A 26,649-nucleotide genomic window follows, 5' to 3' on the forward strand; every position below is an offset into this window, starting at 1 on the left:
TCAAGTTATAACGGTAGTTTGTCTACGGTCTGAGGGCAGGAACGAGAAGTTCCTGCCCTTTGTATTGATAATGATTTTTTAATTAGCTATGCAAAATTTGTTTAACTTCATCTAATTCATTGACTGTACGTGTACTTGGTTTTTGTGTAAACTTGCTGACCAAGTAAGTAACTACGACACTCATAATAAACCCTGGAATGATTTCATACATACCGAAGATTTCTGAAACATCAGCCATTGGTTTGATGAAGACAATCCAAACAATAACAGTTAATGCGCCTGCTACCATACCACTGACTGCGCCAGCTCGTGTTAAACCTTTCCAATAAAGTGAGAACAAAACAAGTGGACTAAATGAAGCTCCGAAGCCTGCCCAAGCGTTACCAACTAAGTTTAAAATCGTATCGTTAGGTGACCATGCGATCCAAATTGCGACAATCGCTACAGCCATAACACTCAAACGACCTACAAGTACAAATTCTTTTTCGTGTTTTTGTGCGTTTGCTTTTTTACCACGAATCAATTTATAGAAGTCTTCAGTTAATGAACTTGATGTTACAAGCAGTTGTGAAGAAATCGTGCTCATAATTGCTGCTAAAATGGCTGCTAATAAGAAGCCACCGACTAATGGATGGAATAAAATCTGACTCATGATAATAAATAGTGTTTCTGGATCGTGAAGTGTAACATTGTAGTCTGGCACAAATGCGATACCAGTCAAACCGACTAAACATGCACCCGCAAGTCCGACTGCCATCCATAAAATTCCAACACGACGCGCAGTTGGTAAGAGTTTAAAAGATTTAATCGACATAAAACGAACGATAATGTGAGGTTGACCGAAGTAACCTAACCCCCACGAGAAGAGTGAGATAATACCTAAAACAGTAGTTCCTCTGAATAAGTCCAAGTTAGTAGGTTTCATATCTGCGATTTGTGAGAATGTATCCCAACCATTTAATTTTAATAAGGCTACGATTGGAACCATAACCATCGCAATCAACATGATGACACCTTGGAAGAAGTCAGTAATTGAAACAGCTAAGTAACCGCCTAAAAAAGTGTAAAAAATAACGATAACAGCTACCATAATCAAGCCGTATCGATAATTCAGTCCGAATGCAGTTTCAAATAATTTACCTCCAGATACAAACCCGGAATGCGTATATAACGTAAAGAAAACGACAATAATGAGACCAGAGATAATTTTAATAATGTTTGAATGATCATCTAATCTATTTTTGAAAAAGTCTGGCAAGGTAATCGCATTGCCTGCAATTTCTGTGTAAACACGTAATCTTGGTGCGACAATAAAGTAATTCAAATATGCTCCCAGTGTTAAACCGATCGTAATCCAAATTGCGGATAATCCTGTCGCATAGACAGAACCAGGCAATCCCATAATCATCCAGCCGCTCATATCAGAAGCTCCGGCTGACAGCGCTGTAATGTACGGGCCGATGTTTCGGCCTCCCAACATATATTCGCTTAAATTTCCCGTTGACTGTTTGTAACCATAGATACCGATGATAACTAGAATGATAAAGTATACACCAATCATGATGTATGTTTGCCAGTCAGCATCGATTTGGCTACTCACTGAAGTACCTAAAATAAACATCGTGGTTTCCCCCTTTTTCTCATTGATGATTCAATGTATACGCATTATTATACAACAATTCTGAAAAAAGGGAATAGTTATTTTATAACATTGTTAAATATAAACCGCTCAACAGTAGCATTTTAAACGCTTTCTGTAATGAAAAGGTTTTCAATGCTTTAAAGCACATTAGTAGTATTTTTATAATTTTGAATGTATAAACGTTCATATTACATCAAAGCTTCTGTTGAATTAATGGTAATGATTTGCAATTGAAGTTCAGAATGATTAAGTTAAAGGGGAGTCATTACCTGATATGTGGGTATTTTGAACTAAAAAATTTAGATTTTTGACAGTTTTTTTGATACAATTTTATGATGAAGTATTAATAAGGAGGCAGTTCATTAATGGCTAGAGTATCACGTGAAGAAGTTGAACATATTGCAAATTTGTCTAAACTTCATATTTCACCAGAGGAAACAACAGAAATGCAAGACACATTAGAAACAATCCTAAACTTTGCCCAACAAATCGATACAGCTGATACAAGCGATGTAGAACCGACGTATCACGTATTAGATTTACAAAATGTATTAAGAGAGGATAAAGCAGTTAAAGGCATTCCTCAAGAGCTTGCGCTCAAAAATGCAAAAGAAACAGAAGATGGTCAATTTAAAGTACCATCAGTTATCAACGGGGAGGATGCGTAATGTCTATTCGTTATGAATCAGTTGAAAAGTTAAGCGAAATGATTAAGAACAAAGAAATCAAACCTTCTGAAGTTGTAAAAGATATTTATGATGCAATTGAAGAAACAGATCCGACAATTAAATCATTCTTAGCTTTAGATAAAGAGAATGCAATCAAGAAAGCTGAAGAGCTGGATGAATTGCAAGCGAAAGACCAAATGGAAGGTAAACTCTTCGGTATCCCAATGGGTATCAAAGATAACATTATTACAGAAGGTCTAGAAACAACATGTGCAAGTAAAATGTTAGAAGGCTTTGTACCGATTTATGAATCAACAGTAATGAAAAAATTACATGCTGAAAATGCAGTATTAATCGGTAAATTAAATATGGACGAATTTGCAATGGGTGGTTCAACTGAAACTTCTTACTTCAAGAAAACAGTTAACCCATTCGATCATAAAGCAGTGCCAGGTGGATCATCAGGTGGTTCAGCAGCAGCTGTAGCAGCAGGTTTAGTTCCATTCTCATTAGGTTCAGATACTGGTGGATCTATTCGTCAACCAGCAGCATACTGCGGTATCGTGGGTATGAAACCGACATACGGTCGTGTATCACGTTTTGGTTTAGTTGCATTCGCATCTTCATTAGACCAAATCGGACCTTTAACACGTAATGTTAAAGATAATGCAATTGTTTTAGAAACAATTGTAGGTGTAGATAAAAACGATTCTACAAGTGCTCCAGTTGAAGATAATGACTTCACTTCAGATATCGGTAAAGATATTAAAGGTATGAAAATTGCTTTACCTAAAGAATATTTAGGTGAAGGTGTATCTGATGAAGTGAAAGAAGCGGTACGTAACGCTGTTGAAATTTTAGAAGGTGAAGGTGCAATCGTAGAAGAAGTATCATTACCAAATACTGGCTATGGTATTCCATCTTACTATGTTATTGCATCATCAGAAGCTTCATCTAACTTATCTCGTTTCGATGGTATTCGTTATGGTTACCATTCAAAAGAAGCACAAACATTAGATGAACTTTATAAATTCTCACGTAGTGAAGGCTTCGGTAAAGAAGTTAAACGTCGTATTTTACTTGGTACTTTCGCGCTAAGTTCAGGTTACTACGATGCTTACTACAAAAAATCACAAAAAGTCAGAACGTTAATTCGTCAAGACTTTGACAAAGTATTTGAAGACTATGATGTAGTCGTTGGTCCTACAACACCAACAGCTGCCTTCAACTTAGGTGAAGAAATTAATGATCCGTTGACAATGTATGCAAACGACTTATTAACTACTCCAGTTAACCTTGCCGGCTTACCAGGTATTTCAGTACCTTGCGGACAAACTAATAACAGACCGATCGGATTACAGTTTATCGGCAAACCGTTTGATGAAAAAACACTTTACCGTGTTGCTCATCAATTCGAACAACAATACAACTTACATGATGCATATCAAAATTTATAAGGAGTGTTAATGATGCATTTTGAAACAGTCATTGGACTAGAAGTCCACGTTGAACTGAAAACAGATTCTAAAATGTTCTCTCCATCACCAGCACATTTCGGAGCAGAACCAAACACAAATACGAATGTGATCGACTTAGCATACCCTGGTGTGCTTCCAGTTGTAAACGAACGTGCCGTTGACTGGGCAATGCGTGCTGCAATGGCATTAAACATGGAAATTGCGACTGAATCTAAATTCGATCGTAAAAACTATTTCTATCCAGATAACCCGAAAGCTTACCAAATTTCACAATTTGACCAACCTATCGGGGAACATGGTTACATTGATATCGAAGTAGATGGTGAAACAAAACGTATCGGTATCACACGCCTTCATATGGAAGAAGATGCGGGTAAATCAACACATAAAGACGGTTATTCATTAGTAGACTTAAACCGTCAAGGTACACCGTTAATCGAAATTGTATCTGAGCCCGATATCCGTTCACCTCAAGAAGCTTATGCTTACCTTGAAAAATTACGTTCAATTATTCAATATACTGGCGTATCTGACGGTAAAATGGAAGAAGGTTCATTACGTTGTGACGCTAACATTTCATTACGTCCATATGGTCAAGAAGAATTCGGTACAAAAGCTGAATTGAAAAACTTGAACTCATTCAACTATGTACGTAAAGGTTTAGAATATGAAGAAAAACGCCAAGAAGAAGAACTATTAAATGGCGGCGAAGTACTTCAAGAAACACGTCGTTTCGATGAGTCTACTGGTAAAACTATCTTAATGCGTGTTAAAGAAGGTTCAGATGACTACCGTTACTTCCCAGAACCAGACATCGTACCATTATACATTGACGATGCATGGAAAGAACGTGTACGTCAAACAATTCCAGAATTACCAGACGTACGTAAGAAAAAATATGTTGAAGAATTCGGATTACCTGCGTATGATGCGCATGTCTTAACATTAACGAAAGAAATGTCTGATTTCTTCGAAGAAGCAGTTGAGCATGGCGCTGATGTAAAATTAACTTCTAACTGGTTAATGGGTGGCGTTAATGAGTACTTGAACAAAAACCAAGTTGAACTTCAAGATACAAAATTAACACCTGAAAACTTAGCTGGTATGATTAAGTTGATTGAAGACGGCACTATGAGCAGTAAAATCGCGAAAAAAGTCTTCCCAGAATTAGCTGAAAATGGCGGAGATGCTAAACAAATCATGGAAGATAAAGGTTTAGTTCAAATCTCAGATGAGTCTGTATTATTAAACTTCGTAACAGAAGCATTAGATAATAACCCTCAATCTGTTGAAGACTTCAAAAACGGTAAAGGCCGTGCGAAAGGCTTCTTAGTCGGTCAAATTATGAAAGCGTCTAAAGGTCAAGCTAACCCTCAAATCGTTAACAAATTATTACAACAAGAATTAGATAAACGCTAATTGATTGTATAACCTGCAGTGATTACTGATTGTAATCTCTGCGGGTTTTTTATTTTGATAAGGTGGTTTCAAAAACGAATTTCATTGATTTCAACCATTAATACTTTCAACTGAAGCGGAAATCATTTAAAATTGAAATTGAGTAAAAATGATGAGGGATTATTTATGAGAAAACGAGCTAGAATTATTTATAATCCGACTTCAGGCAAGGAATTGTTTAAAAAAATGCTTCCAGAAGTCTTGATTAAAATGGAACAAGCAGGATTTGAAACAAGTGCATATGCAACGCAAAAAGCAGGAGATGCGACGATTGAAGCAAAACGCGCATTGCATGAAGATTATGAAATGCTCATCGTTGCTGGTGGTGACGGCACATTAAACGAAGTGGTTAATGGGATAGCCGAACATCCGAATCGTCCTAAAATCGGTGTCATTCCAATGGGAACGGTAAATGATTTTGGTCGTGCCTTACATTTACCCACTGATATATTAAGTGCAGTAGATGTCATTATTAAAGGACATACAGTTAAAGTAGATATCGGTAAAATGAATAGCCGATATTTTATTAATTTAGCTGCAGGTGGACGTATTACTGAAGTCTCTTATGAAACTTCTAGTAAATTAAAAACATTTGTTGGACCATTTGCTTACTACATCAAAGGTATGGAAATGTTGCCGCAAATGAAAAATGTGGATGTCCGTATTGAATATGATCAAAAAGTCTTCCAAGGTGAAATCCTGTTGTTTTTACTTGGATTGACGAATTCAATGGCAGGCTTTGAAAAATTAGTGCCAGATGCGAAATTAGACGACGGTTATTTTACGTTGATTATCGTTGAAAAAGCGAATTTAGCAGAACTGGGTCATATCATGACTTTAGCTTCAAGAGGGGAACATATTAAACATCCGAAAGTCACATATGAGAAAGCAAAATCAGTTAATGTATCATCTTTTGAACAAATGCCACTTAATGTAGATGGGGAGTATGGTGGTCAATTACCTGCCAATTTCTTAAATTTAAAGCAGCATATTGAAGTATATACACCAGCTAATGTAGATAATAAAGAATTAATTGAACAAGATTAGAGAAGTAAGCAGATGAAAGGTTAGGACTTAATCACAAGCCTGACCTTTTTTCTATGGAGGTTACAGTGTGGAAACATTAAAGAAAAATCAAATCTTTACAGGCGAGGTTATCGACTTAACGCATGAAGGACATGGTGTAGTCAAAATAGACCGTTACCCAGTCTTTGTGCCGAATGCCTTGCCTAATGAAGAAATTGAATATAAATTAATCAAAGTAAATAAAAACTTTGCGATTGGTAAATTATTAGAGATTCATAAAGAAAGTGCTGAACGTGTGACGCCTCCATGTGTTTACTATAACAAATGCGGAGGCTGCCAGCTGCAACATTTAGATTATCAATCACAATTAACAATGAAACGTAATCAAGTTGTGAATCTATTTCACCGTAAAGGAAAGTTTGAGCAAACGGTTATCAATGATACAATCGGCATGATGAATCCTTGGAACTATCGAAATAAATCACAAATTCCTGTCGGCTTGAATAAAGAACAAGAAGCGATTATGGGCTTCTATCGCCAACGCAGTCACGATATTATTGATATGGATGAATGTATTATTCAAGACAGCATTCAAAACCAATTGATGCGTTCGATTCGTGCTTTACTAAAAGAACATGACGTATCCATTTATAATGAAAGAAAGAAACAAGGTTTATTACGTCATGTCATTATTCGAGTAGGCCATGTCTCACGTGAAGTGATGATTATTTTTGTGACGAACGGTAAGAAGTTTAAACAAGCTAAACCGATTGTTGAGAAATTGGTCAATGCGATGCCGAATATTAAAAGTGTCATTCAAAATATCAATGAAACACATACAAATGTGATAATGGGCAAAACATCAAAAACATTGTATGGTAAAGATGAAATTATTGATGAGTTGGATTCAGTGGAATTTGAAATCAGTGATCAGTCATTCTATCAAATCAATTCATCACAAACAGTTAAATTATATAATCAAGCGATGAAATACGCACAATTAACAGGCGAAGAAACAGTACTTGATACGTATTGCGGTATAGGTACTATTGGATTATATATGGCAGATAAAGCGAAACATGTCTATGGTGTTGAAGTCGTTCCTGCCGCAATTGAAGATGCGAAGAAAAATGCGCAATTGAATGGCTACGATAATACAACTTTTGTCTGCGGTAAAGCTGAATCAGTGATTTTAGACTGGAAACAACAAGGCATTCAACCTAATGTTGTCATGGTCGATCCGCCACGTAAAGGTTGTGACGAAACATTCTTAAACACACTGTTAGAATTAAATCCGAAACGCATTGTTTATATTTCATGCAATCCAGCTACACAACAACGTGATGCCCAAATTCTTGCGCAAAATTATGCGTTAAAAGAAATTACACCTGTCGATATGTTCCCGCAAACAACACATATTGAGACAGTAGCATTGTTTGAAAGATTATAATCAAAAATTATGTATATCGAAACAACGAGGTTTTTTCACATAGAAGATGCCTCGTTTATTTTGTGCAGTTATGTATAAGAAAGAGGCTAGGTGTGCCCCCGGCCTCTTTGTTGAATATTAGTTATCATTATTTTCTTTTGAAGTCGTTTCTCCGCCTTTATGGCCGATTTCTTGGAAATGTTCTGAACTGTATTCTTGTGCTGTTTTTTCTCCACCTTTATGTCCAGCTTCTTCGTGACTCATTTTGTTTTCATCGTTTGTCATATTGAATCCTCCTTCTAACATGATTTGGCGACTAAAGAACAATTAAGTACTCGAGTCTAGTTAGTTATATCTTTTTATAATAAAGTTAAATAAAAAAACAAATGAATTCTTTTTGTTAAGGTAATGTAAATGTAATATAATTAATAATTGCTGAAATTAATTATCGTATTTTAGTGAAATTCAAACATGTCATAGGTAATAAATAATTAAAGCTTACCAAGATAATATATAATAGATGATAAGTACATTGTTTAATGGAGGTGAATGGTATGGAAGAGCGACGTATTGTGCATATCGATATGGATTATTTTTATGCGCAAGTAGAAGTGAGGGATAATCCTAAATTGAGAGGGAAGCCTGTCATTGTCGGAGGAAAGGCAAGTGGCCGAGGCGTTGTGACAACGGCCTCATATGAAGCGAGAAAGTATGGGGTGCATTCTGCGATGCCAATGGCACAAGCACATAAACTTTGTCCGAATGGTTATTATATTCAACCTCGCTTTGATGTTTACAGAGCAACCTCTAAAGAAATTATGGATATCTTTAAAAGTTATACTGAAGTCGTTGAACCGTTATCGCTAGATGAAGCTTATTTAGATATCACGCATCTGGTACGTCCGGATCTTCCAGCATCTGCCATTGCACAGTATATTAGAAATGATATTTGGGAAAAGACCGGATTAACCGCTTCAGCCGGCATCTCCTACAATAAATTCCTCGCTAAACTCGCCAGTGGTATGAATAAACCGAACGGTATGATGATTATTAATTATCAAAATGTCCACGAGATATTAATGAACTTAGATATCGGCGGTTTCCCAGGTGTCGGTAAAGCAACCAAAGCCATTATGCATGAACATGGCATCTACAACGGTAAAGACTTATATGAAAAAGATGAACGCGAATTAATACGGATATTTGGTAAACGTGGACATGGATTATACGAGAAAGCCAGAGGACGCGGCACTAATATTGTTAAAGCACATCGTATCCGTAAATCAGTCGGCACTGAAAGAACCTTTACAACTGACGTTAATGATGATGAAGAAATATTATTGAAAGTCAGAGAGTTAAGTGAGAAGACAGCAGAACGATTGAGTCGTATTCAAAAATCAGGCAAAACTGTAACGGTAAAAATTAAAACACATCAATTTGAAACATTATCGAGACAACGTAGCTTAAGAGATCCGGTTAGAAATGAGATTGATATTTATAATATTGCTTATACACTTTACAACGAACTTAAAGATCCAGAGGTACCAATCAGGCTAATTGGTGTAACAGTGGGTAATTTAGAAAAAACAGAATATCAAAATATGTCGATATATGATTTTCTTTAGAAAAAATAACCGGTTGAACATTTATTCAGGTAAGTTCAATCGGTTATCCTTTATCTGTTAAATTTTTACCATAGACTGCAAGCATGTCAGATAAACTGTTGTAGTGCTTCAGTAATCTGAAAGTTATCATGGCACAAGCTTTCGCATCATTTAAAGCATCATGGTGTCCATGAAAATCTAAATGATAATAATCCATCATATATTTTAAACCGTATCGTCGGTTATTAATGGTTCTACGAGCAAGTTGTAGTGAACAGAAGTAAGTCATATTAGGTGTCTGTAAACCTAAGGCTTGAATGCTGGCATGCATTACTGTCATATCAAATGCGGCATTATGCGCAACAACTGGTAAATTATCTATAAACTGCATCATGTAAGGAAACACAAAATTGAAGTCAGGCGCTGTTTCAACATCTTGAGGTTTAATGCCATGTACATTGATGTTTTGATTAGAAAAGTAGTCCTTAGGATTCACTAATGTATAAAACGTTTCAACAATTTCATTTTCAACTACTTTAACCATACCGACGGAACAAATACTTGTACGCTTACCGTTTGCGGTTTCAAAGTCCAACGCAACAAATGCATTTTGGTGTTTCAAAAGTAATTCGACCTTTCTATATGTGATGATTTAAGTAATAAAATACTACTGGATAGGAAAGTGAGAGTCAAGTGTTTGACTTTGATAGTGTTTATAGAATATTTTTAATTAAAGTCTGAGACGTGTTATAATTATTCAGGTTGATATTTAGAGGAGTGAAGCGAATGAGACAATGGACGGCGATCAACTTAGCCAAGTTAGCGCGCAGAGCCAGCCGTGCTGTAGGGAAACGCGGTACAGATTTACCAGGGCAAGTAGCCAGAAGAATTGATAAAAATATATTACGAAATTTAGCAGAACAAGTCGATGATGTTGTATTTATTAGTGGTACAAACGGTAAAACAACCACGTCGAATTTAATAGGTCATACATTAAAGGCCAATAATATAAAAATAATTCATAATAATGAAGGTGCGAATATGGCTGCAGGGATTACATCTGCATTCATCGTACAATCTCAACCAGATACAAAAATCGCAATTATTGAAATCGATGAAGGTTCTATACCAAGAGTGTTAAAAGAAATGACACCGACAATGATGGTCTTCACGAACTTCTTCCGCGATCAAATGGATCGTTTCGGTGAAATTGATATTATGGTTAACAACATCGCAGAAGCCATCAGTCATAAAGGCATTAAACTATTATTGAATGCCGATGATCCATTTGTGAGTCGTTTAAAAATTGCGAGTGAATCTAATGTCTATTACGGCATGAAAGCACATGCACATGAGTTTGAACAAAGTACGATGAATGAAAGCAAATATTGTCCGAACTGTGGTCGCTTATTAGTGTATGATTATATTCACTATAATCAAATCGGTCATTATCATTGCGAATGTGGTTTTAAACGTGAGCAACCGAAGTATGAAGTGTCTAAGTTCACAGTATCACCTTTTATTCATTTAACGATTGGTGATACAACATTCGATATGAAAATTGCTGGTGACTTTAATGCTTATAACGCTATCGCAGCGTACAGTGTCTTACGTGAATTAGGTTTAAATGATGAATCTATCCGTAAAGGCTTTGAAACATATACATCAGATAATGGGCGTATGCAGTATTTCAAATCAGGTTCAAAAGAAGCTATGATTAATTTGGCGAAAAACCCAGCAGGGATGAATGCAAGTTTATCTATGGGCGAACAGCTTGAAGGCAAAAAAGTCTATGTCATCAGCTTAAATGACCATGCGGCAGATGGCAGAGATATTTCATGGATTTACGATGCTGACTTTGAAAAACTAAGCGAACAAGATATAGAAGCAATTATTGTCACAGGTAATCGTGCTGAAGAATTACAATTACGTTTAAAACTTGCTGAAGTTGATGTACCAGTTATTGTAGAACGTGATATTTATAAAGCGACAGCTAAAACAATGGATTATCCAAGTAAGACTGTCGCAATTCCGAACTATACATCACTTGCGCCGATGTTAGAGCAATTAAACCGTTCGTTTGAAATGAGGGAACAAAGATGAATGAATTAACGTTATATCATTTTATGACAGATAAATTGAATTTATATAGCGATATCGGTAATATCATCGCATTAAAACAACGCGCAAAATGGCGCAATATCAAATTGAACGTTGTTGAAGTCAATGAAACAGAAGGTGTAACTTTTGATGGATGTGATATCTTCTTTATCGGCGGCGGCAGTGACCGTGAACAAGCGCTTGCGACGAAAGAATTAAGTAAAATCAAAAGTAAATTGAAAGATGCCATAGAAGAAGGAATGCCTGGATTAACAATTTGCGGCGGTTATCAATTCTTAGGTAATAAGTACATCACACCTGATGGGACAGAGCTTGAAGGCCTAGGTATTTTAGATTTTTATACACAATCTAAAAAAGAACGTCTGACAGGTGATATTGTCATTGAAAGTGATACATTCGGAACAATTGTCGGTTTTGAAAATCACGGCGGCAGAACGCATCATAACTATGATACATTAGGAAAAGTAACGCATGGATTTGGTAATAACGATGAAGACGGTAAAGAAGGTATACATTATAAAAACTTGTTAGGCACTTATTTACATGGCCCGATTTTACCGAAGAACCATGAAATTACGGATTACTTATTAGAGCAAGCATGTATTCGTAAAGGTATTCCATTTGAGCCGCGTCAATTGGATAATACTGCGGAAGAAGCGGCTAAACAAGCCATTGTCGATCGCTTTGAAAATAAATAAGAAATACAAGATAGCACTAAAAGCTATAATTTAAATAAAAAGGTCACTTTTTGAAAATTAGTTCAAAAAGTGACCTTTTCTGTTAAGCATAACGTTCATCGAGAATACGATAAGTCATGAGAATTTCATAAATGATATGGCTTTTAACTTGTTGTTTTTCAAATTCATCTAAACGAATCACACTGCGTTTTAATATTTCAGCATCTTCATCTACACGTTCAAAACCACCTGTTTCTATAATTTCACTGATACTTTCTGCGATGTTCAAGATAGCTGTTTGTTCAGCTTTCGTGAAGTGAAACTTAGTGTTCTTAGGCAAATAGACAATGTTAGATAAATGGGTAATAAACAGGCGATCTGTATGTGCACGATTAGACAGTGCTTTAAGTTTAACCCAATCTTCTTGGTCTTTGTGGTATTCTAATTCGTCTTTTTGGTAACGAATTAATGTGTCTACTCGCAAGATGGCTGAAAGTAATTTTTCTAATTTTTGATTAGTTTTAGTAGAATTAAATTTTTCATTCACCAATTCTTTTAAACGTAGACTATAGAGATGATACATATCTGTTTCAACTTTTTGTGCGTTCTCAGCAACTTGATGGTAGTATTTCGGCGGTAAAACAATTAAGTTTACCAAACCAGCTGTAACCAAACCGATGACCGCTGTTAAAAGTCGTGAGAAGAAATTAAATAAATAATGATCTCCAATACCTGGTATCATGGCCATAGCGGTTAAAGTCGCAACTGTAATACCATCATGTAATTTTAATTTTGCGCAAATAAAGATTGTACAGGTGGCGCTCATCGCATAAGCAAGTGCTGATTTATCACTGAAAATATACGTAAAGAGTACAGCTAAGAGCGCACCGATAACAGTCGCAGGCAAACGTTTATATCCTTTTTTGAGTGATGCTTTTGCGGTTGGTTCAATGGTGACGATGGCGCTTAAAGTGGCATAAATCGGATTAAGATTTAGCGCCATACAAAAGAAGGCTGTCAAAAATGTGGCAAGTCCAGTTTTAATAGTTCTTGCGCCGATAATTTTGCGATACCATTTGTCTTGTGTCATAAAAAAATTTACCTCACTTGATGTCGGCAACTTTGTTGCAACATAGTTCCATTTGCAGTTATTAACGAATGAACTGCTTCTTACAGATTTAGTATAACAAACATTTTTTGCTATAATAAGAAAGAATGAGTGTTAATTATGATAATTTCGTATCATAATGAGACATATAAGCGCACGTGCGCTGCATTATCAATTATTGAATAAGGAAAGGGATCGCACATGATTGTAAAAACAGAAGAAGAATTATTAGGCTTAAAAGAAATCGGATATATTTGTGCATTAGTCAGAGATACAATGCAAGAAGCAACAAAACCGGGTGTAACAACTAAAGAATTAGATAACATTGCTAAAGATTTATTTGAACAACACGGTGCTTTGTCTGCACCTATCCATGATGAAAATTTCCCTGGTCAAACTTGTATCAGTGTAAATGAAGAAGTGGCACATGGTATTCCAGGTAAACGCAAAATCCGTGAAGGGGATTTAGTTAATATAGATGTTTCTGCATTAAAAAATGGTTATTATGCAGATACTGGTATTTCATTTGTTGTGGGTGAACCAAGTGACCCGATGAAACAAAAAGTATGTGAAGTTGCTGAAGAAGCGTTTGACAATGCAATGAAAAAAATCAAACCAGGCAGCAAACTAAGTCAAATCGGTAAAGCAGTACACGCAACTGCACGTAAAAATGATTTGAAAGTTATCCGTAACTTAACAGGTCATGGTGTAGGCAGTTCACTACATGAAGCACCTAATTACGTTCTAAACTACTATGATCCAAAAGATAAAACATTACTAAAAGAAGGTACTGTGATTGCAGTAGAACCTTTCATTTCTTCTAATGCAACATTTGTAACTGAAGGTAAAAATGAATGGGCTTTTGAAACAAGCGATAAAAGTTATGTCGCACAAATCGAACATACGGTTATTGTGACGAAAGATGGTCCATTATTAACAACGAAAATAGATAAAACAGAAGAATAATTCCTTGGTATCATGGGAATTAGGACTAAAGTATGAAAGTAAAATGGTTCCAGAGCCTATCGTGAGGCGTCTGGAATTATTTTATAATGGAATCAATCATAAATGAGGTGATTCCATGAATATCATAGCAATTTATTTAGACAAACTTTATCACACTACAGTTAAATACAGTATTACGAATTGCCAAGCGCATTTAAACAGAAAGTTACATTCAACTAAACAATATATCGCTTATTTAAACCGCAAAAGACAAAATATCGTGGCATATATTGAACAATTGACAACTGAAGTAGAAAATAAATACATCGATTTGATGGATCAATATCAAATCAGCAATGTACAACGCATGGAAAATATCAATAATGCAGAGTTGTCTGCATTAATGCATGACTTAAACGAAGCAGAATCTGATTGTGCAAGAATTGAAGCAGATTTATCAGAGCAAAATAAAACACGTATTACGCTTGAAAGAGAATGTGATATGATTGCACAAATGAGTTTAGTTGCATAGAAAAGGTGGCGAAACATGACCAATAAGTATATCTCAACTGAGATGTTGATAATATTTACAGCATTAATGATTATAGCCAATTTTTACTATATCTTTTTTGAAAAAATCGGCTTTATTCTCGTATTATTACTAGGGATTATCTTAATGTACGTAGGCTATCTTTATTTCCATAAAGTCAGAGGTCTGTTGGCCTTTTGGATTGGTGTATTAATGATTGCCTTTACACTGCTCTCTAACAAATATACGATTATTATTCTTTTTATTTTCTTAGTGCTGATTATTATTCGTTATATCGTCTTCAAATTTAAACCGATGAAGATTATTGCTTCTGATGAAGAAGTTACTTCACCGCAATTTATTAAACAAAAATGGTTCGGTAATCAAAGAACTCCTGTTTATGTTTATAAGTGGGAAGACTTGCAAATTCAACATGGCATCGGCGATATCCATATTGATTTAACGAAAGCAGCAAATATTAAAGAAAATAACACGATTGTGATGAGACACTTCATTGGTAAGATTCAAATTATTGTGCCGATGAATTACAATATCAATCTTCACGCAGCAGCATTTTATGGTAATGCGACTGTGAATCAGAATACGGTTAAGATTGAAAATAATCATATCCAAATGACTGAAGAAACAAAAGAAGAAAACTATAACATCAATATTTATACTTCGACATTTATTGGTGATGTTGAGGTGGTTTATAGATGAACCACTATATCAGAGCCATCGGTTCGATGCTGATATTGAACTATAGTATATTAGCGATTTTCTTTTTTATAGACAAAGTATTCGTCAACATCATCTACTTTCAAGGAATGTTTTACACGCAGATTTTCGGCATTCCTGTTTTCTTATTTTTAAATATTATAGTGATTTTGATGAGTATTATTGTTGGTTCTGTGTTAGCGTATAAAGTGAACGAACAAAATGATTGGATTAAAACACAAATTGAACATTCCATTGAAGGGGAAGTTGTCGGTATTAATGATCAAAATATCGAACTCTACCAAGAAACTTTGGATATCTATCATACACTTGTGCCATTAAACCAAGAGTTACATCGACTACGTATTAAAACACAAGATTTGACCAACGAAACATATAATTTAAATGACGTTAAAGTGAAGAAAATTATAGAAGATGAACGCCAGCGTTTAGCTAGAGAATTGCATGATTCAGTTAGTCAGCAATTATTTGCGGCAAGTATGATGTTATCGGCGATTAAGGAATCACCACTTGAACCGCCGCTTGATCAGCAAATTCCGACACTAGAAAAGATGGTACAAGATTCGCAACTAGAAATGCGTGCATTGTTATTACATTTAAGACCGCTTGGCTTAAAAGATCGCTCACTTGGGGAAGGAATTAAAGATCTTGTTGTGGACTTACAAAAGAAAGTGCCTATGAAAGTAGTTTATGATATTGAAGACTTTGAGGTACCAAAAGGCATAGAAGATCATTTATTCCGTATCACCCAAGAAGGGATTTCCAATACACTGCGACATGCAGAAGGCACAAAATTAACGATAGATTTATTTAATAAAGATGATTATCTGTTATTGCGTATTCAAGATGATGGTAAAGGCTTTGATGTAGATGAAAAAATGGAGAAAAGCTATGGATTGAAGAATATGCGAGAGCGAGCATTAGAAATCGGGGCAACACTGCATATTGTTTCTTTGCCTGGGGCAGGGACAAGAATTGAAGTGAAGGCTCCATTGAATAAGGAGGAAAATGATGGCGATTAAAGTATTATTTGTCGATGACCACGAAATGGTTCGTATCGGCATCTCAAGTTATTTATCTACACAACCTGATATCGAAGTCGTCGGGGAAGGCAAATCAGGTAAAGAAGCAATTGAAAAAGCTCATGAATTGCAGCCTGATTTAATCTTGATGGATTTGTTGATGGAAGACATGGATGGCGTAGAAGCTACAATGCAGATTAAAAAAGATTTACCTCAGATTAAAGTATTGATGCTGACAAGTTATATTGAGGATAATGAAGTGTATCGTGCTTTAGACGCTGGGGTAGACAGTTATATTCTAAAAACGACGAGCGCAAGTGATATCGCAGAAGCGATTCGTAAAACATATCGTAACGAAGCGGTGTTTGAAGCGGAAGTACTTGTTAAAATGCGTAATCGCATGAATCAACGTGCTGAATTATATGAATTATTAACAGATAGAGAAATGGAAATTTTATTGTTAATCGCAAAAGGTTATTCTAACCAAGAAATCGCCAGTGCGTCACATATTACGATTAAAACAGTTAAAACACATGTGAGTAATATATTAAGCAAGCTAGAAGTTCAAGACAGAACACAAGCTGTTATTTACGCATTCCAACACGATTTAATTCAATAAAAGAAAAGGCAAGATTGAAAATGAGTGCTTTCAATCTTGCCTTTGTATTATCCATAATACAGTTTATGTACTATTTATTTTTTTCTGCCAGTTCATAGCCATCTTGGATTAACTCTAATTCGCCAGTATGCGGATCAATCACAAGACCATGAATTGGTACTTTTTTATCAAATAATGGATGATGATAAAGCATATCAATATTATGTTTAACATTATCACTTGCGTTTTCGAAGCCTTCTAAGAAGTTGTCCACGTCTACACCAGAGTGTTTGATAATATCAAACGTTTCATCAGTAACGCCACGTTCTTTCATTGCATCTTTTACAGTATTTACGTCTAAACTACCCATGCCGCAGTCTTTGTGTGCCATAATAATAATTTCTTCAGCACCTAATGCATAAATACCAACTAATAAACTTTTAATTGTAGAACCGTATGGATGCGTAATAATAGCGCCTGCATTTTTGACTACTTTTAAATCTCCGTTATTAAAACCTAAAGCTTTTGTGCCTAAGTCTTGTAAACGTGTATCCATACAAGTGAATAATACTGCTTTTTTATTTGGTTTTTTACTTGTGGAATAGTTTTCAAACTCTTTGTTTTCCACAAATTCCTTATTGTAAGATAAAATACTGTCTAATAATGTCATCTTATTTACACTTCCTGTATCCTGAATTTAGTTATTTTGTTATATCAAGATGAATTGACTGTCATGACTAGTTCACAAAAATGTCACTAACCAAATATTATCATACCCTAATGAATACATAAAATAACATGTTTTTAAAAAAATAAAAGAAAAAGAGCAACATCAACTTTGATTTTATACAAAGTGACTTGCTCTTTAAGTAATATGATTATCTTTCAGTATGAGGATTCTGCATTTCTGCACGTTCAAATTCACGTTCTTCAAGTGAATCTCCGTGTTTCAATGTTCTGCGTTGGTTAATAATCGCATTGATCTCAGCACCGACAATGATGATGAAACCAGTGATATATAGCCATAACATTAACACGATGATACCACCGATACTGCCGTATGTTTTAGAGTAGTTTGAGAAGTTTGAAACATAGAAACCAAACGCTGCAGTACCTAGAATCCATACTATTGATGCGAAAAGTGCACCTGGTAATACAGATTTGAATTTAATTTTGATATTCGGTGCTAGGGCATATAGTGTTGAGAATAATAAGAAAATCACGATAAATGGTAATAAGAATCGTAAAATACTAAATACCCATTTCACTTGGCTATCAAGTCCAAGCGGACCAAATAATAAATGACCGATTTGTTGACCGAAAACTGGTAAGATTAAGGCCGCAATAAATACTGCACCCATAATCACAGTGAATAGCACACTGATTAATTTCAATACGATAGGGTTTCTGCCGTCTTCAACATCATATGCTACGTTGAACGCGTTCATTAAGGCTGTCATACCATTTGAGGCAGACCAAAGTGCCAAAATCAAACCTACTGATAAAATACCGCCGCTGGCATTTTTCATAATATCTTCGATAATACCTGTCAGTAGATCCGCTGTAGAAGCAGGTGCATTTTTTGCAATCATACCGACAATTTTATTTCTATCGATTTGGAATAATGGTAAAAGTGAAAGCAAGAATAGCAACATAGGGAATAGTGATAACATAAAGTAATATGAAAGCTGTGCTGCTAAGCCTGTCGCATCATCTTTACCAATTCGATAAATTAAAAATGAAAAGAAATTGGAATCTTTCGTATATTTAGCCGGTTTGTTATTTCTAGCTACAAAGAATGTCTGATTTGATTTTTTTGGTGACTTAGATTTGAATTCTTGCGGTGCCACATAATTATTATGATCTTCGTGTGTAATACCCTCAGACTTTTCTTTTACTTTTTGAAAAATCCCTTCTTTTTTATTATTTTTGTCTTTTTCATTTGAATGAGACATAACATGTACTCCTTTATTACTATATTCAGTTGGTCAATGAGTTGAAAAAAGGGGGATAGAACTTAGATGAGTAAAACTCACTTAAGTTTATCCCTATAGTCAACGCATTGTAATGCTCTTAAACCTATAATTAGTTTAAGTGTTTATCGTTTTGTTTACGCTCTTGTAACGTGTTTTTCGCATTTTTCAATGCACGTTCTAATTCTGGGTTATTGCGACGAATTTCTTCGATAGCATCTTTCCAGTAAAGAACTTCTTCTTTGATTACGCTGATTTTTGAAGGTCCTCTGTCAGAACGTTTACCTTCTTTTAAGTTCTGAATACTGCTTTTTAATGCATTTCGCGTATTTTTGTCAGCTAATGTAATTGCTCCGCCGACTAAAGCGCCTAATAAAATGCCTGGTACTAATTTGTTATTCATAATTTATCTACCCCTCTTTAGAATTTGTGTCTTTAAGAATGTAATCAATTAAATTATCACATGATGATTGTACCATATCGAATACACCCTCAAAATTATTTGTATAGTAAGGATCAGGTACATCTTGTTCTTCCATATCGCTGAATTCCAACAATTTGAATAATTGGCCCTTCAACTCAGGATTGATACGCTTAATGTTATCCACATTACTTTGATCCATCGCAATAATGTAATCAAAGTCATCCGTAGATTCAAATAGTTCACTGATCATACCGTCAAAAGGTATGTTGTGAGTATTTAGAATGCGTTGTGTTCCTTCGTGAGGTGCTTGGCCTAAATTCCAACTGCCTGTACCGCGTGAGACAACTTCAATGCCTTCTATACCGCGGTATTTCAGACGTTGTTTCATAATTGCTTCAGCCATTGGAGAACGACAAATATTGCCTAAACAGACAAATGCTACTGTAGTCATATTTTACCTCCAAATTATTTTTCAGCCGGATAAATAAAGCGTATGATGAACATAGATACAAGGTATACCTAACGTTCCATAGATAATATTTACCCGAACTCTGATGAAATAACCCATATAATATTATCTTATCGGTTTTTAATCAACATCTAAAGAGTAAATTATCAAAAGTTTTCAGGAATTGTTGAGTTTGATAATATATAAACATAAAGAGGTGATTTAAATGTCAGAAACAAATAGAGATATGATCATTGATATCAGAGAGAAACTAAACGTGGTAAACGTTAATCTAATCGATCCTGATAAATTTGAAGATGCAGACGAAGCTAAAATCAAAGAAATTCATAGCTTTGTTACTTCAAAAGAAAAATTTTCACCAAGTGAAGTGACTGCCATCGCATCTGAATTAGGCGAACTACGACAATCGTAAGAACAAACAGCAGTCAGAATAAGGAGGAACTTTGTTATGTCACAATTACAAGAAAAGCTAAAACAATATGCACAACTTATCGTAGATGTCGGTATGAATGTGCAAGAGGGGCAACCAGTATTTATTCGTTCATCAGTAGATGCTTTAGAATTAACGCATGATATCGTTGAGGCAGCATACAAACGCGGCGCTTCTGATGTAAGAGTAAAATATGCAGATGATACATTAAGACGTTTAAAATTTGAACATGAATCTGTAGAATACTTCGAAGAAAATGATTTGAAAGATTATGATATTGAAGAACGTATGGATTATGTAAAACGTGGTGCTGCGAACTTAGCTTTAATGAGTTCTGACCCTGATTTATTAAGTAATGCAGATAGTGCTAAAAAAGCAGCTTTCGGCAAAGCTTATTCAAAAGGATTCAAAGGATATATGGAAGCAATTCAAAATAATGACTTACCATGGTGTGTAGTCGTATATCCGAACAAAGCATGGGCACAACGTGTCTATCCTGAATTAGATGCTGAAGCAGCTTATGAAAAATTCATTGATGAATTATTAGACATTGTTCGTGTAGATGGTAATGATCCGATTGAAAACTGGAATCAACATATCCAAAACTTAAGTGAACACGCTAAATATCTACAAAACAAACAATATTCAGCACTTCACTATGTTTCAGAAGGTACAGATTTAACAATTGGCTTGCCTAAGAATCATTTATGGCAAGATGCGACAAGTTTCACAAATGATGGACAAGAATTTATTGCCAATATCCCAACTGAAGAGGTATTTACAGCCCCTGATCGTAATCGTGTAAACGGTCATGTGACAAATAAACTTCCGCTCAGCTATAACGGAACGCTGATCGATGGCTTTACGCTTACATTTAAAGATGGCAAAGTTGTAGATTTTTCTGCTGAAAAAGGGGAAGAAGTATTACGTGACTTACTTGATACTGATGAAGGTTCAAGATATCTAGGGGAAGTCGCGTTAGTTCCAGACGATTCACCGATTTCAAATCGTAATCGCGTCTTTTATAACACATTGTTAGATGAAAATGCTTCTTGCCACATCGCATTAGGCGCTGGTTATCCGTTTACGATAATTGGCGGTACAGAAATGACACGTGAACAATTAACAGAAGAAGGTTTAAATGATGCGTTTATTCATGAAGACTTCATGATTGGCAGCGCAGATTTAACGATTTATGGTATCACGCAAGATGGGGGAGAAGAGATTGTGTTTAAAGACGGTAACTGGGCTTACTAAAATAAATATAATCAATTCATAAAGGAGATCAATTGTGGAACAAAGAGAAAGTAAACCAATGTCAGCATCAAAAACTGTAAAAGATCGTCAAGTATATCCGCAAGATACGAATCATCATCATACTATGTTCGGTGGACTCTTAATGGCGAACATTGATGAAATTGCGGCAATCTGCGCTATGAAACACAGCAGTACGCCAGTTGTTACAGCTTCTACAGATTCAGTGGACTTTTTATTACCTATTCGTAATGGAGATATTATTTCATATGAAGCAATGGTTTCATACGCTGGTTCAAGTTCAATGGAAGTTTGTGTACAAATCATTCTTCAAGATATCATCAATGATAAAAAACATATGGCAGCACTCAGCTTCTTAACATTTGTAGCGTTAGATGAAAACGGCAAACCAACAGAAGTACCAGATGTTTATCCTGAAGGTGAAATTCAAGAATGGTTCCATAGTACTGCGCCTGCACGTGTAAAACGCAGAAAAGAACGTCGTCAAGAAAGTAAAGATACCTTAGAGTTCTTAACGAGAAGACGACATATTGAATAAAATAAGCAATTAAAAATGGCATCTCAACATAAAATGAAGTGTTGAGATGCCATTTTGTATTATTAACATTATTGTTGTTGGAAGATGCGATGCATCATTTTTTCTTTTTCTCGGAAATCAGTATTTGGATAATACATATTTTTTACTAGTAAGTTCGGTCCTAAGCAATGTACCGGTGCACAATGACAATTCAAACTTTGTGCTAAGTCTGAAGCGAGCCATTTGTCGAAAACATCTGTAAGACGATCGGTTTGGATATTAGAAATAGAACCTGTCTCATCGCCGAAGTCTGTCACAATCACATCGCCAGTAAAGACATTGACGTTCAAACGGCTGCGGCCGTCTGGATCATTACGTAAGCTGACGTTTTTTGCTGAACGCAGTTGTTTGAATAATTGTGCATCGTCTTCATCTTGAATGCATGGGTAAATCGGTAGTGTCCCAAACAACATCCATACAGATTCGTCACGAATTTCTAAAAGATGACGTATAGTTTCTTTAATTTCTTTCAAACTAAGTACGTTAAGCTGACTCGCAAAATCAGATGGATACATCGGATGAATTTCATGTCGACTGCATTTCATATCATTTACCACTTCACGATGAATTTTTTCAAGGTAAGGTTTCGTGCTTTGGTTCAACATCGTTTCAGCAGAGACAAACATGCCTTGTTCAGATAATGTTCTAGAATTCTCAATCATTTGTTCATAAAGTTTGAGTTTTGCTTTAAGCGGCGGCTGTTTTTCCATTGCGCCGAATCCAACTGTAGCGAATTCATCCGTTGTTCCCCAGTTGTGTGAAATATGCATCACGTCTATGTATTCAGCAATATCTAAATAGCGATCTTGCGGCAAAGTTAAATTAGAGTTCATTTGTGTATAAATACCGCGATCATAGGCATATTTTAATAGCGGTTTAACCACATTTCGAATTGATTTCTTAGAAAACATCGGTTCGCCGCCTGTAATAGATAGGGTACGTAAATTAGGAATTTCATCTAAACGTTTAAACATTAATTCCATTGGAAGCGGTTCAGGATCTCTTGTTTGTAAGGTATAACCGACAGCACAATGACTGCAGCGCATATTACATAAATTCGTTGTGGTGAATTCAATATTGCTTAACTGCAAGCTGCCGAACGCTTCGACATCGTTGTATGCCTCCCAAGGATCATTTGCTATAGTAATCGGCTTTTTAATATTCGTAGATTGGCCAATCATAATTTTGCCTTCTTTCTATACAATGTATTTCTTAATAAAAAAGGGGTAATGTGAAGTGAAAGATTCAAATCACAAAAGATGAGTCATTCCATATTATTAATATTCTAGTGAATTTTGTCAATCGCATGTTAGAATAGAATTATATTTTTAAAGAAGGAGCCTTATCATGAAAATGAGCGAAAATGAATTAATTACGAACATTAAAACGAGATTATCTGAATTTGTAGATGAAATTGATCATGTGGATCCAGATAAAGTCAGTGTTGAAGATGTTGATGAATGGATTGGTTTACTAGACCAATTAGAAGAAAAAGTAAAACTTTATCAACGTGAAAAGTAAGGTCACATACTTTCTATGTTTAAATCATGACATTTTGGTCTATACAATAAGTACAATCAAAGACAAAAGTAATTCTGAATACAATTTATTGTATAGAATAGAAAGGTGATAAATAAATGGCACAAACAGTAGCAATTATTTTAGGTAATGACTTTGAGGATATTGAATTAACTAGTCCAAAAGAAGCAATCGAAGAAGCAGGCTACAATACAGTGATTATCGGCTCAGAAGCTGGAGAAGAAGTCGTAGGTAAACACGGTACAAAAGCTAAAGTTGATGTAGATATCGGCTCAGCTGAACCAAGCGATTATTCAGCATTATTAATTCCAGGCGGATTCTCACCAGACCATTTACGTGGAGACGTAGAAGGAAGATATGGTACATTCGCAAAAGCATTTATTAAAGAAGATGACCCAATCTTTGCGATTTGCCATGGTCCACAAGTATTAATTGATACTGATGATTTAAATGGCCGTACGTTAACAGCGGTATTAAACGTACGTAAAGACTTAGAAAACGCAGGTGCACATGTTAAAGATGAATCAGTAGTTGTTGATAAAAATCTTGTAACAAGCCGTACACCTGATGATTTAGATGACTTCAACAAAGCAATTGTTGACGCATTAAAAAATAATGAAAAATAAGCAGTTATAAGCTTAGCCGGAATATCTATGAGATATTCCGGTTTTTTACATATCCAGGAGTATCCATGTGTACTACTCAAGACCGATTTTGTGTCAAAACGTATAATTCTTATTTCATATCAAACAGTTCTCAATTATAATATGTGTGAAATACTAAAATAGATTGAGGAGATCTGTGTATGAAAAGAAGCGAAAGGCTATCGAGGTCTCAACGCGAGACAACAAGAGGCACACAGAATACACCCCATTATAATACTTATTATCAACCCGTAGGTACACCGCCGAGAAAAAGAAAAAGCAAAGGGCTATTTTTAAAATTACTTATTGGACTCATTATTGTAATTGCACTCTTCTTTGGTGTGATGTATGCATTGTCATCACGTGCCAATGTAGAGGACTTAAAAACCATTGAAAATAAATCTACGTTTGTTCCAATCAATGATATGCCGAATTATACTAAAGGTGCTTTTATCGCTATGGAAGATGAGCGATTCTATGACCATGGCGCATTTGATGTGAAAGGTATATTTAGGGCACTGTTCACGACATTAAGTGATCAATCGGTACAAGGTGGCAGTACAATCAGTCAACAAGTTGTTAAGAATTATTATTATGGAAATGAACAAAGTTTTACACGGAAAGTGAAAGAAATATTGGTCGCATCGCGTATGGAACGGGAATATTCTAAAGAAGAGATATTGAGCTTTTACGTTAATAATATTTATTTTGGTGATAATCAATATACTATTGAAAGTGCTGCAAATCATTACTTTGGTACAACGACCGTCGCAAACAGTCAAAATATGCCGACGATTAGTGTGCTTCAAAGTGCCATTTTAGCAAGTAAAATTAATGCACCAAGTGTTTATGATGTCAATAATATGTCGCAGAACTATATTAACCGTGTCAAAATCAATTTAGAAAAGATGAAGCAGCAAGGTTATATCAACGATGAACAATATAAAACAGCATTAGCTCAGTTAGGCGTTTAATGCGATTTCAGGCAATCAGTATATTCAGCTGCATTGCCTTTTTTATATGCCGCATGCTTAAAAGAGACAATGTATGTTACTTGTGTAAATTCAGGGGGATAATGCTATAAAAGTATATGCATTTGTTTTACAATAAGTATCGATACCGTTATGAATTTAAGAGAAGAGGTGAGACCATGCCTAAAATTACAATGATTGAAGTTCAAAAGAAAAATAAAGAGCGGTTTAATTTATACTTAGACGGTGCCTTTGAGAAGGGTATCGATATGGATACTTTAGTACACTTTAATTTAAAAAAAGGCGATGCGCTCACTGCTGAAGATATGATGCATATTCAAAAGTATGAGCATTATCGCTTAGGGTTACATTACGCTGTTCAATATCTTTCATATCGTAAAAGAACTGAACAAGAAGTCATTACACATTTACAAAAACATGAAATCAATGAGGTAGCTATTGCAGAAGTCATTGCTTATTGTCATCAAGAAGGCTATATTGATCATCAAGATTATGCGGAAAGTTTAAAAAATACTATGATTCGGACTACTGATAAAGGACCTGAGATATACAAACAAAAGCTTTATAAAGCGGGAGTCGAAAAGAATATTATTGAAGATTATGGCGAACGTTATGAACAAGAACAACCGCTTGAAGATATCGTTGCGCTTGCTGATAAATTGATGCATCAAAAGAAAGGGCCGATGAAGAAGCGGACAGATAAAGTGAAACAATCATTATTACAAAAAGGCTATTCATTCGAGATGATTAATGAAGCGATGCAAGCCTTAGATTTTGAACCAGATACAGATGAAATTGATGCTTTATTGCAAAAGGAATTAGAAAAAGTGTATCGTAAAAATGAACGCAAATATAGCGGGCAACAACTTGTGATGAAAACAATAGAAGCACTTCTCAGAAAAGGCTATGAGTATGATACAATTAAAGATAAATTAAGAGAAAGCGGGATTAGTGATGACTGAGAAAAGTTTAAGCGAAATGACTAAGAGTGAAATTTTAAATGAAATACAAAAATATAAAGAAAAAATGCGTAAAGCAGAAATGAACGGCATTTTAAATGAATATGATGTCTACCGTACAAAAGTCATCATTGCGGAAAGTTACTTAGTAGATACAGATAAAATTGAATTCGGTAAACTTTATGAATTAAATGATGGTACGAAACGTTATATGCGTGTAGATCGTTTGAAAGGTGTCTTTGCATGGGGCAAAATCCTGCATAGCGGACTAAGTGAAGAAGGCATCCCAGTCGCATTATTAAAACTTTAGAAGGATGTAGAAAT

General features: G+C 35.3%; 30 protein-coding genes. 21 read left to right on the plus strand and 9 right to left on the minus strand.

Annotation, left to right across the window (positions count from 1 at the left end):
* Positions 1–82: 82 nt before the first annotated feature.
* The gene (gene putP / locus HMPREF3031_RS00630; RefSeq protein WP_002481678.1) at positions 83–1,621 is read right to left on the minus strand and encodes a sodium/proline symporter PutP; all 1,539 of its coding nucleotides are present in this window, start codon (positions 1,619–1,621) and stop codon (positions 83–85) included.
* Positions 1,622–2,007: 386 nt separating this feature from the next.
* Between putP and gatC the strand changes: the two genes are divergently transcribed.
* The 5 genes from gatC (at position 2,008) to rlmD (ending at position 7,722) form a co-directional block, all read left to right on the plus strand.
* On the plus strand, positions 2,008–2,310 hold the full coding sequence (gatC, locus tag HMPREF3031_RS00635; protein ID WP_002481677.1) for an Asp-tRNA(Asn)/Glu-tRNA(Gln) amidotransferase subunit GatC: 303 nt from the start codon (positions 2,008–2,010) through the stop codon (positions 2,308–2,310).
* Entirely contained in the window at positions 2,310–3,767 is a 1,458-nt protein-coding gene (gatA, locus tag HMPREF3031_RS00640; RefSeq protein WP_002481676.1) for an Asp-tRNA(Asn)/Glu-tRNA(Gln) amidotransferase subunit GatA, read from the plus strand. Before gatC ends, gatA begins: the two co-directional genes overlap by 1 nt.
* A 12-nt stretch (positions 3,768–3,779) precedes the next feature.
* On the plus strand, positions 3,780–5,207 hold the full coding sequence (gene gatB, locus HMPREF3031_RS00645) for an Asp-tRNA(Asn)/Glu-tRNA(Gln) amidotransferase subunit GatB (protein WP_037556606.1): 1,428 nt from the start codon (positions 3,780–3,782) through the stop codon (positions 5,205–5,207).
* Positions 5,208–5,372: 165 nt separating this feature from the next.
* Positions 5,373–6,293, plus strand: coding sequence for a diacylglycerol kinase (locus HMPREF3031_RS00650; protein WP_002481674.1), 921 nt, complete (start codon positions 5,373–5,375; stop codon positions 6,291–6,293).
* Between the two features lie 67 nt (positions 6,294–6,360).
* Positions 6,361–7,722 carry a 23S rRNA (uracil(1939)-C(5))-methyltransferase RlmD gene (gene rlmD, locus HMPREF3031_RS00655; protein WP_002481673.1) on the plus strand — a complete coding sequence of 454 codons (1,362 nt, stop codon included), beginning with the start codon at positions 6,361–6,363 and terminating at the stop codon, positions 7,720–7,722.
* 117 nt (positions 7,723–7,839) lie between these two features.
* On the opposite strand, the gene HMPREF3031_RS13235 is transcribed toward rlmD, so the two are convergent.
* Positions 7,840–7,986, minus strand: a complete 147-nt coding sequence (locus tag HMPREF3031_RS13235) for a hypothetical protein (RefSeq protein ID WP_002481672.1) — start codon at positions 7,984–7,986, stop codon at positions 7,840–7,842.
* 269 nt (positions 7,987–8,255) lie between these two features.
* Here HMPREF3031_RS13235 and dinB point away from each other — a divergent pair, with 269 nt between their 5' ends.
* Positions 8,256–9,326 carry a DNA polymerase IV gene (gene dinB / locus HMPREF3031_RS00660; RefSeq protein WP_002481671.1) on the plus strand — a complete coding sequence of 357 codons (1,071 nt, stop codon included), beginning with the start codon at positions 8,256–8,258 and terminating at the stop codon, positions 9,324–9,326.
* A gap of 43 nt (positions 9,327–9,369) precedes the next feature.
* Here the strand turns inward: dinB and HMPREF3031_RS00665 are convergent, their stop codons facing one another.
* Positions 9,370–9,927 (minus strand): 3'-5' exonuclease, encoded by a 558-nt coding sequence (locus tag HMPREF3031_RS00665; RefSeq protein ID WP_002481670.1) that lies wholly within the window; start codon positions 9,925–9,927, stop codon positions 9,370–9,372.
* A 164-nt stretch (positions 9,928–10,091) separates the two neighbouring features.
* Here HMPREF3031_RS00665 and HMPREF3031_RS00670 point away from each other — a divergent pair, with 164 nt between their 5' ends.
* Both HMPREF3031_RS00670 and HMPREF3031_RS00675 read left to right on the plus strand, forming a co-directional pair.
* Positions 10,092–11,408 carry a lipid II isoglutaminyl synthase subunit MurT gene (locus tag HMPREF3031_RS00670; RefSeq protein WP_002481669.1) on the plus strand — a complete coding sequence of 439 codons (1,317 nt, stop codon included), beginning with the start codon at positions 10,092–10,094 and terminating at the stop codon, positions 11,406–11,408.
* Positions 11,405–12,124, plus strand: a complete 720-nt coding sequence (locus HMPREF3031_RS00675; RefSeq protein WP_002481668.1) for a lipid II isoglutaminyl synthase subunit GatD — start codon at positions 11,405–11,407, stop codon at positions 12,122–12,124. The genes HMPREF3031_RS00670 and HMPREF3031_RS00675 overlap by 4 nt, the downstream gene beginning before the upstream one ends.
* 82 nt (positions 12,125–12,206) lie before the next feature.
* Here HMPREF3031_RS00675 and HMPREF3031_RS00680 read toward each other — a convergent pair whose 3' ends face one another.
* Positions 12,207–13,193, minus strand: a complete 987-nt coding sequence (locus tag HMPREF3031_RS00680; protein WP_002481667.1) for an FUSC family protein — start codon at positions 13,191–13,193, stop codon at positions 12,207–12,209.
* A 219-nt stretch (positions 13,194–13,412) separates the two neighbouring features.
* Here HMPREF3031_RS00680 and map point away from each other — a divergent pair, with 219 nt between their 5' ends.
* The 5 genes from map to HMPREF3031_RS00705 all read left to right on the plus strand — a co-directional run bounded on the left by map (position 13,413) and on the right by HMPREF3031_RS00705 (position 17,064).
* Complete coding sequence (gene map, locus HMPREF3031_RS00685; protein WP_002481666.1) at positions 13,413–14,177, plus strand: type I methionyl aminopeptidase; 765 nt, start codon at positions 13,413–13,415, stop codon at positions 14,175–14,177.
* Positions 14,178–14,292: 115 nt separating this feature from the next.
* Entirely contained in the window at positions 14,293–14,688 is a 396-nt protein-coding gene (locus HMPREF3031_RS00690) for a hypothetical protein (protein ID WP_002481665.1), read from the plus strand.
* A gap of 15 nt (positions 14,689–14,703) precedes the next feature.
* Positions 14,704–15,405, plus strand: a complete 702-nt coding sequence (liaF, locus tag HMPREF3031_RS00695; protein WP_002481664.1) for a cell wall-active antibiotics response protein VraT — start codon at positions 14,704–14,706, stop codon at positions 15,403–15,405.
* A complete protein-coding gene (locus HMPREF3031_RS00700; RefSeq protein WP_002481663.1) occupies positions 15,402–16,445 on the plus strand; it encodes a sensor histidine kinase VraS in 1,044 nt (347 codons plus the stop codon). Before liaF ends, HMPREF3031_RS00700 begins: the two co-directional genes overlap by 4 nt.
* Complete coding sequence (locus tag HMPREF3031_RS00705; protein ID WP_002481662.1) at positions 16,435–17,064, plus strand: response regulator transcription factor VraR; 630 nt, start codon at positions 16,435–16,437, stop codon at positions 17,062–17,064. Before HMPREF3031_RS00700 ends, HMPREF3031_RS00705 begins: the two co-directional genes overlap by 11 nt.
* 70 nt (positions 17,065–17,134) lie before the next feature.
* Here the strand turns inward: HMPREF3031_RS00705 and HMPREF3031_RS00710 are convergent, their stop codons facing one another.
* The 4 genes from HMPREF3031_RS00710 to HMPREF3031_RS00725 form a co-directional block, all read right to left on the minus strand.
* Positions 17,135–17,713: a beta-class carbonic anhydrase gene (locus HMPREF3031_RS00710; RefSeq protein WP_002481661.1), complete on the minus strand. Its 579-nt coding sequence runs from the start codon at positions 17,711–17,713 to the stop codon at positions 17,135–17,137.
* A 208-nt stretch (positions 17,714–17,921) separates the two neighbouring features.
* On the minus strand, positions 17,922–18,998 hold the full coding sequence (locus tag HMPREF3031_RS00715) for a YihY/virulence factor BrkB family protein (protein ID WP_002481660.1): 1,077 nt from the start codon (positions 18,996–18,998) through the stop codon (positions 17,922–17,924).
* Positions 18,999–19,128: 130 nt separating this feature from the next.
* Positions 19,129–19,419, minus strand: coding sequence for a hypothetical protein (locus HMPREF3031_RS00720; RefSeq protein ID WP_002481659.1), 291 nt, complete (start codon positions 19,417–19,419; stop codon positions 19,129–19,131).
* Positions 19,420–19,426: 7 nt separating this feature from the next.
* Entirely contained in the window at positions 19,427–19,891 is a 465-nt protein-coding gene (locus HMPREF3031_RS00725) for a low molecular weight protein-tyrosine-phosphatase (RefSeq protein ID WP_002481658.1), read from the minus strand.
* Between the two features lie 223 nt (positions 19,892–20,114).
* On the opposite strand from HMPREF3031_RS00725, the gene HMPREF3031_RS00730 reads away from it, so the two are divergent.
* The 3 genes from HMPREF3031_RS00730 to HMPREF3031_RS00740 are packed head-to-tail and all read left to right on the plus strand — an operon-like array spanning position 20,115 to position 22,152.
* Complete coding sequence (locus tag HMPREF3031_RS00730; RefSeq protein ID WP_002481657.1) at positions 20,115–20,321, plus strand: DUF1128 family protein; 207 nt, start codon at positions 20,115–20,117, stop codon at positions 20,319–20,321.
* A gap of 36 nt (positions 20,322–20,357) precedes the next feature.
* Positions 20,358–21,596: an aminopeptidase gene (locus tag HMPREF3031_RS00735; protein WP_002481656.1), complete on the plus strand. Its 1,239-nt coding sequence runs from the start codon at positions 20,358–20,360 to the stop codon at positions 21,594–21,596.
* Positions 21,597–21,654: 58 nt separating this feature from the next.
* Positions 21,655–22,152, plus strand: a complete 498-nt coding sequence (locus HMPREF3031_RS00740; RefSeq protein ID WP_031262747.1) for an acyl-CoA thioesterase — start codon at positions 21,655–21,657, stop codon at positions 22,150–22,152.
* 68 nt (positions 22,153–22,220) lie between these two features.
* Here the strand turns inward: HMPREF3031_RS00740 and yfkAB are convergent, their stop codons facing one another.
* Entirely contained in the window at positions 22,221–23,372 is a 1,152-nt protein-coding gene (yfkAB, locus tag HMPREF3031_RS00745; RefSeq protein WP_002481654.1) for a radical SAM/CxCxxxxC motif protein YfkAB, read from the minus strand.
* A 172-nt stretch (positions 23,373–23,544) separates the two neighbouring features.
* Here yfkAB and HMPREF3031_RS13390 point away from each other — a divergent pair, with 172 nt between their 5' ends.
* The 5 genes from HMPREF3031_RS13390 (at position 23,545) to HMPREF3031_RS00765 (ending at position 26,635) form a co-directional block, all read left to right on the plus strand.
* Positions 23,545–23,712 carry an SE1561 family protein gene (locus HMPREF3031_RS13390; RefSeq protein ID WP_096754677.1) on the plus strand — a complete coding sequence of 56 codons (168 nt, stop codon included), beginning with the start codon at positions 23,545–23,547 and terminating at the stop codon, positions 23,710–23,712.
* A gap of 116 nt (positions 23,713–23,828) precedes the next feature.
* Positions 23,829–24,356, plus strand: a complete 528-nt coding sequence (locus HMPREF3031_RS00750; RefSeq protein ID WP_002481652.1) for a type 1 glutamine amidotransferase domain-containing protein — start codon at positions 23,829–23,831, stop codon at positions 24,354–24,356.
* Between the two features lie 179 nt (positions 24,357–24,535).
* On the plus strand, positions 24,536–25,348 hold the full coding sequence (gene sgtB / locus HMPREF3031_RS00755; RefSeq protein WP_002481651.1) for a monofunctional peptidoglycan glycosyltransferase SgtB: 813 nt from the start codon (positions 24,536–24,538) through the stop codon (positions 25,346–25,348).
* Positions 25,349–25,524: 176 nt separating this feature from the next.
* Positions 25,525–26,328, plus strand: coding sequence for a recombination regulator RecX (recX, locus tag HMPREF3031_RS00760; protein ID WP_002481650.1), 804 nt, complete (start codon positions 25,525–25,527; stop codon positions 26,326–26,328).
* Entirely contained in the window at positions 26,321–26,635 is a 315-nt protein-coding gene (locus HMPREF3031_RS00765) for a YfhH family protein (RefSeq protein ID WP_002481649.1), read from the plus strand. Before recX ends, HMPREF3031_RS00765 begins: the two co-directional genes overlap by 8 nt.
* Positions 26,636–26,649: the final 14 nt, after the last annotated feature.

Origin of the sequence: Staphylococcus sp. HMSC072B07, from assembly GCF_001815505.1 — a bacterium.
GTDB lineage: Bacteria > Bacillota > Bacilli > Staphylococcales > Staphylococcaceae > Staphylococcus > Staphylococcus simulans.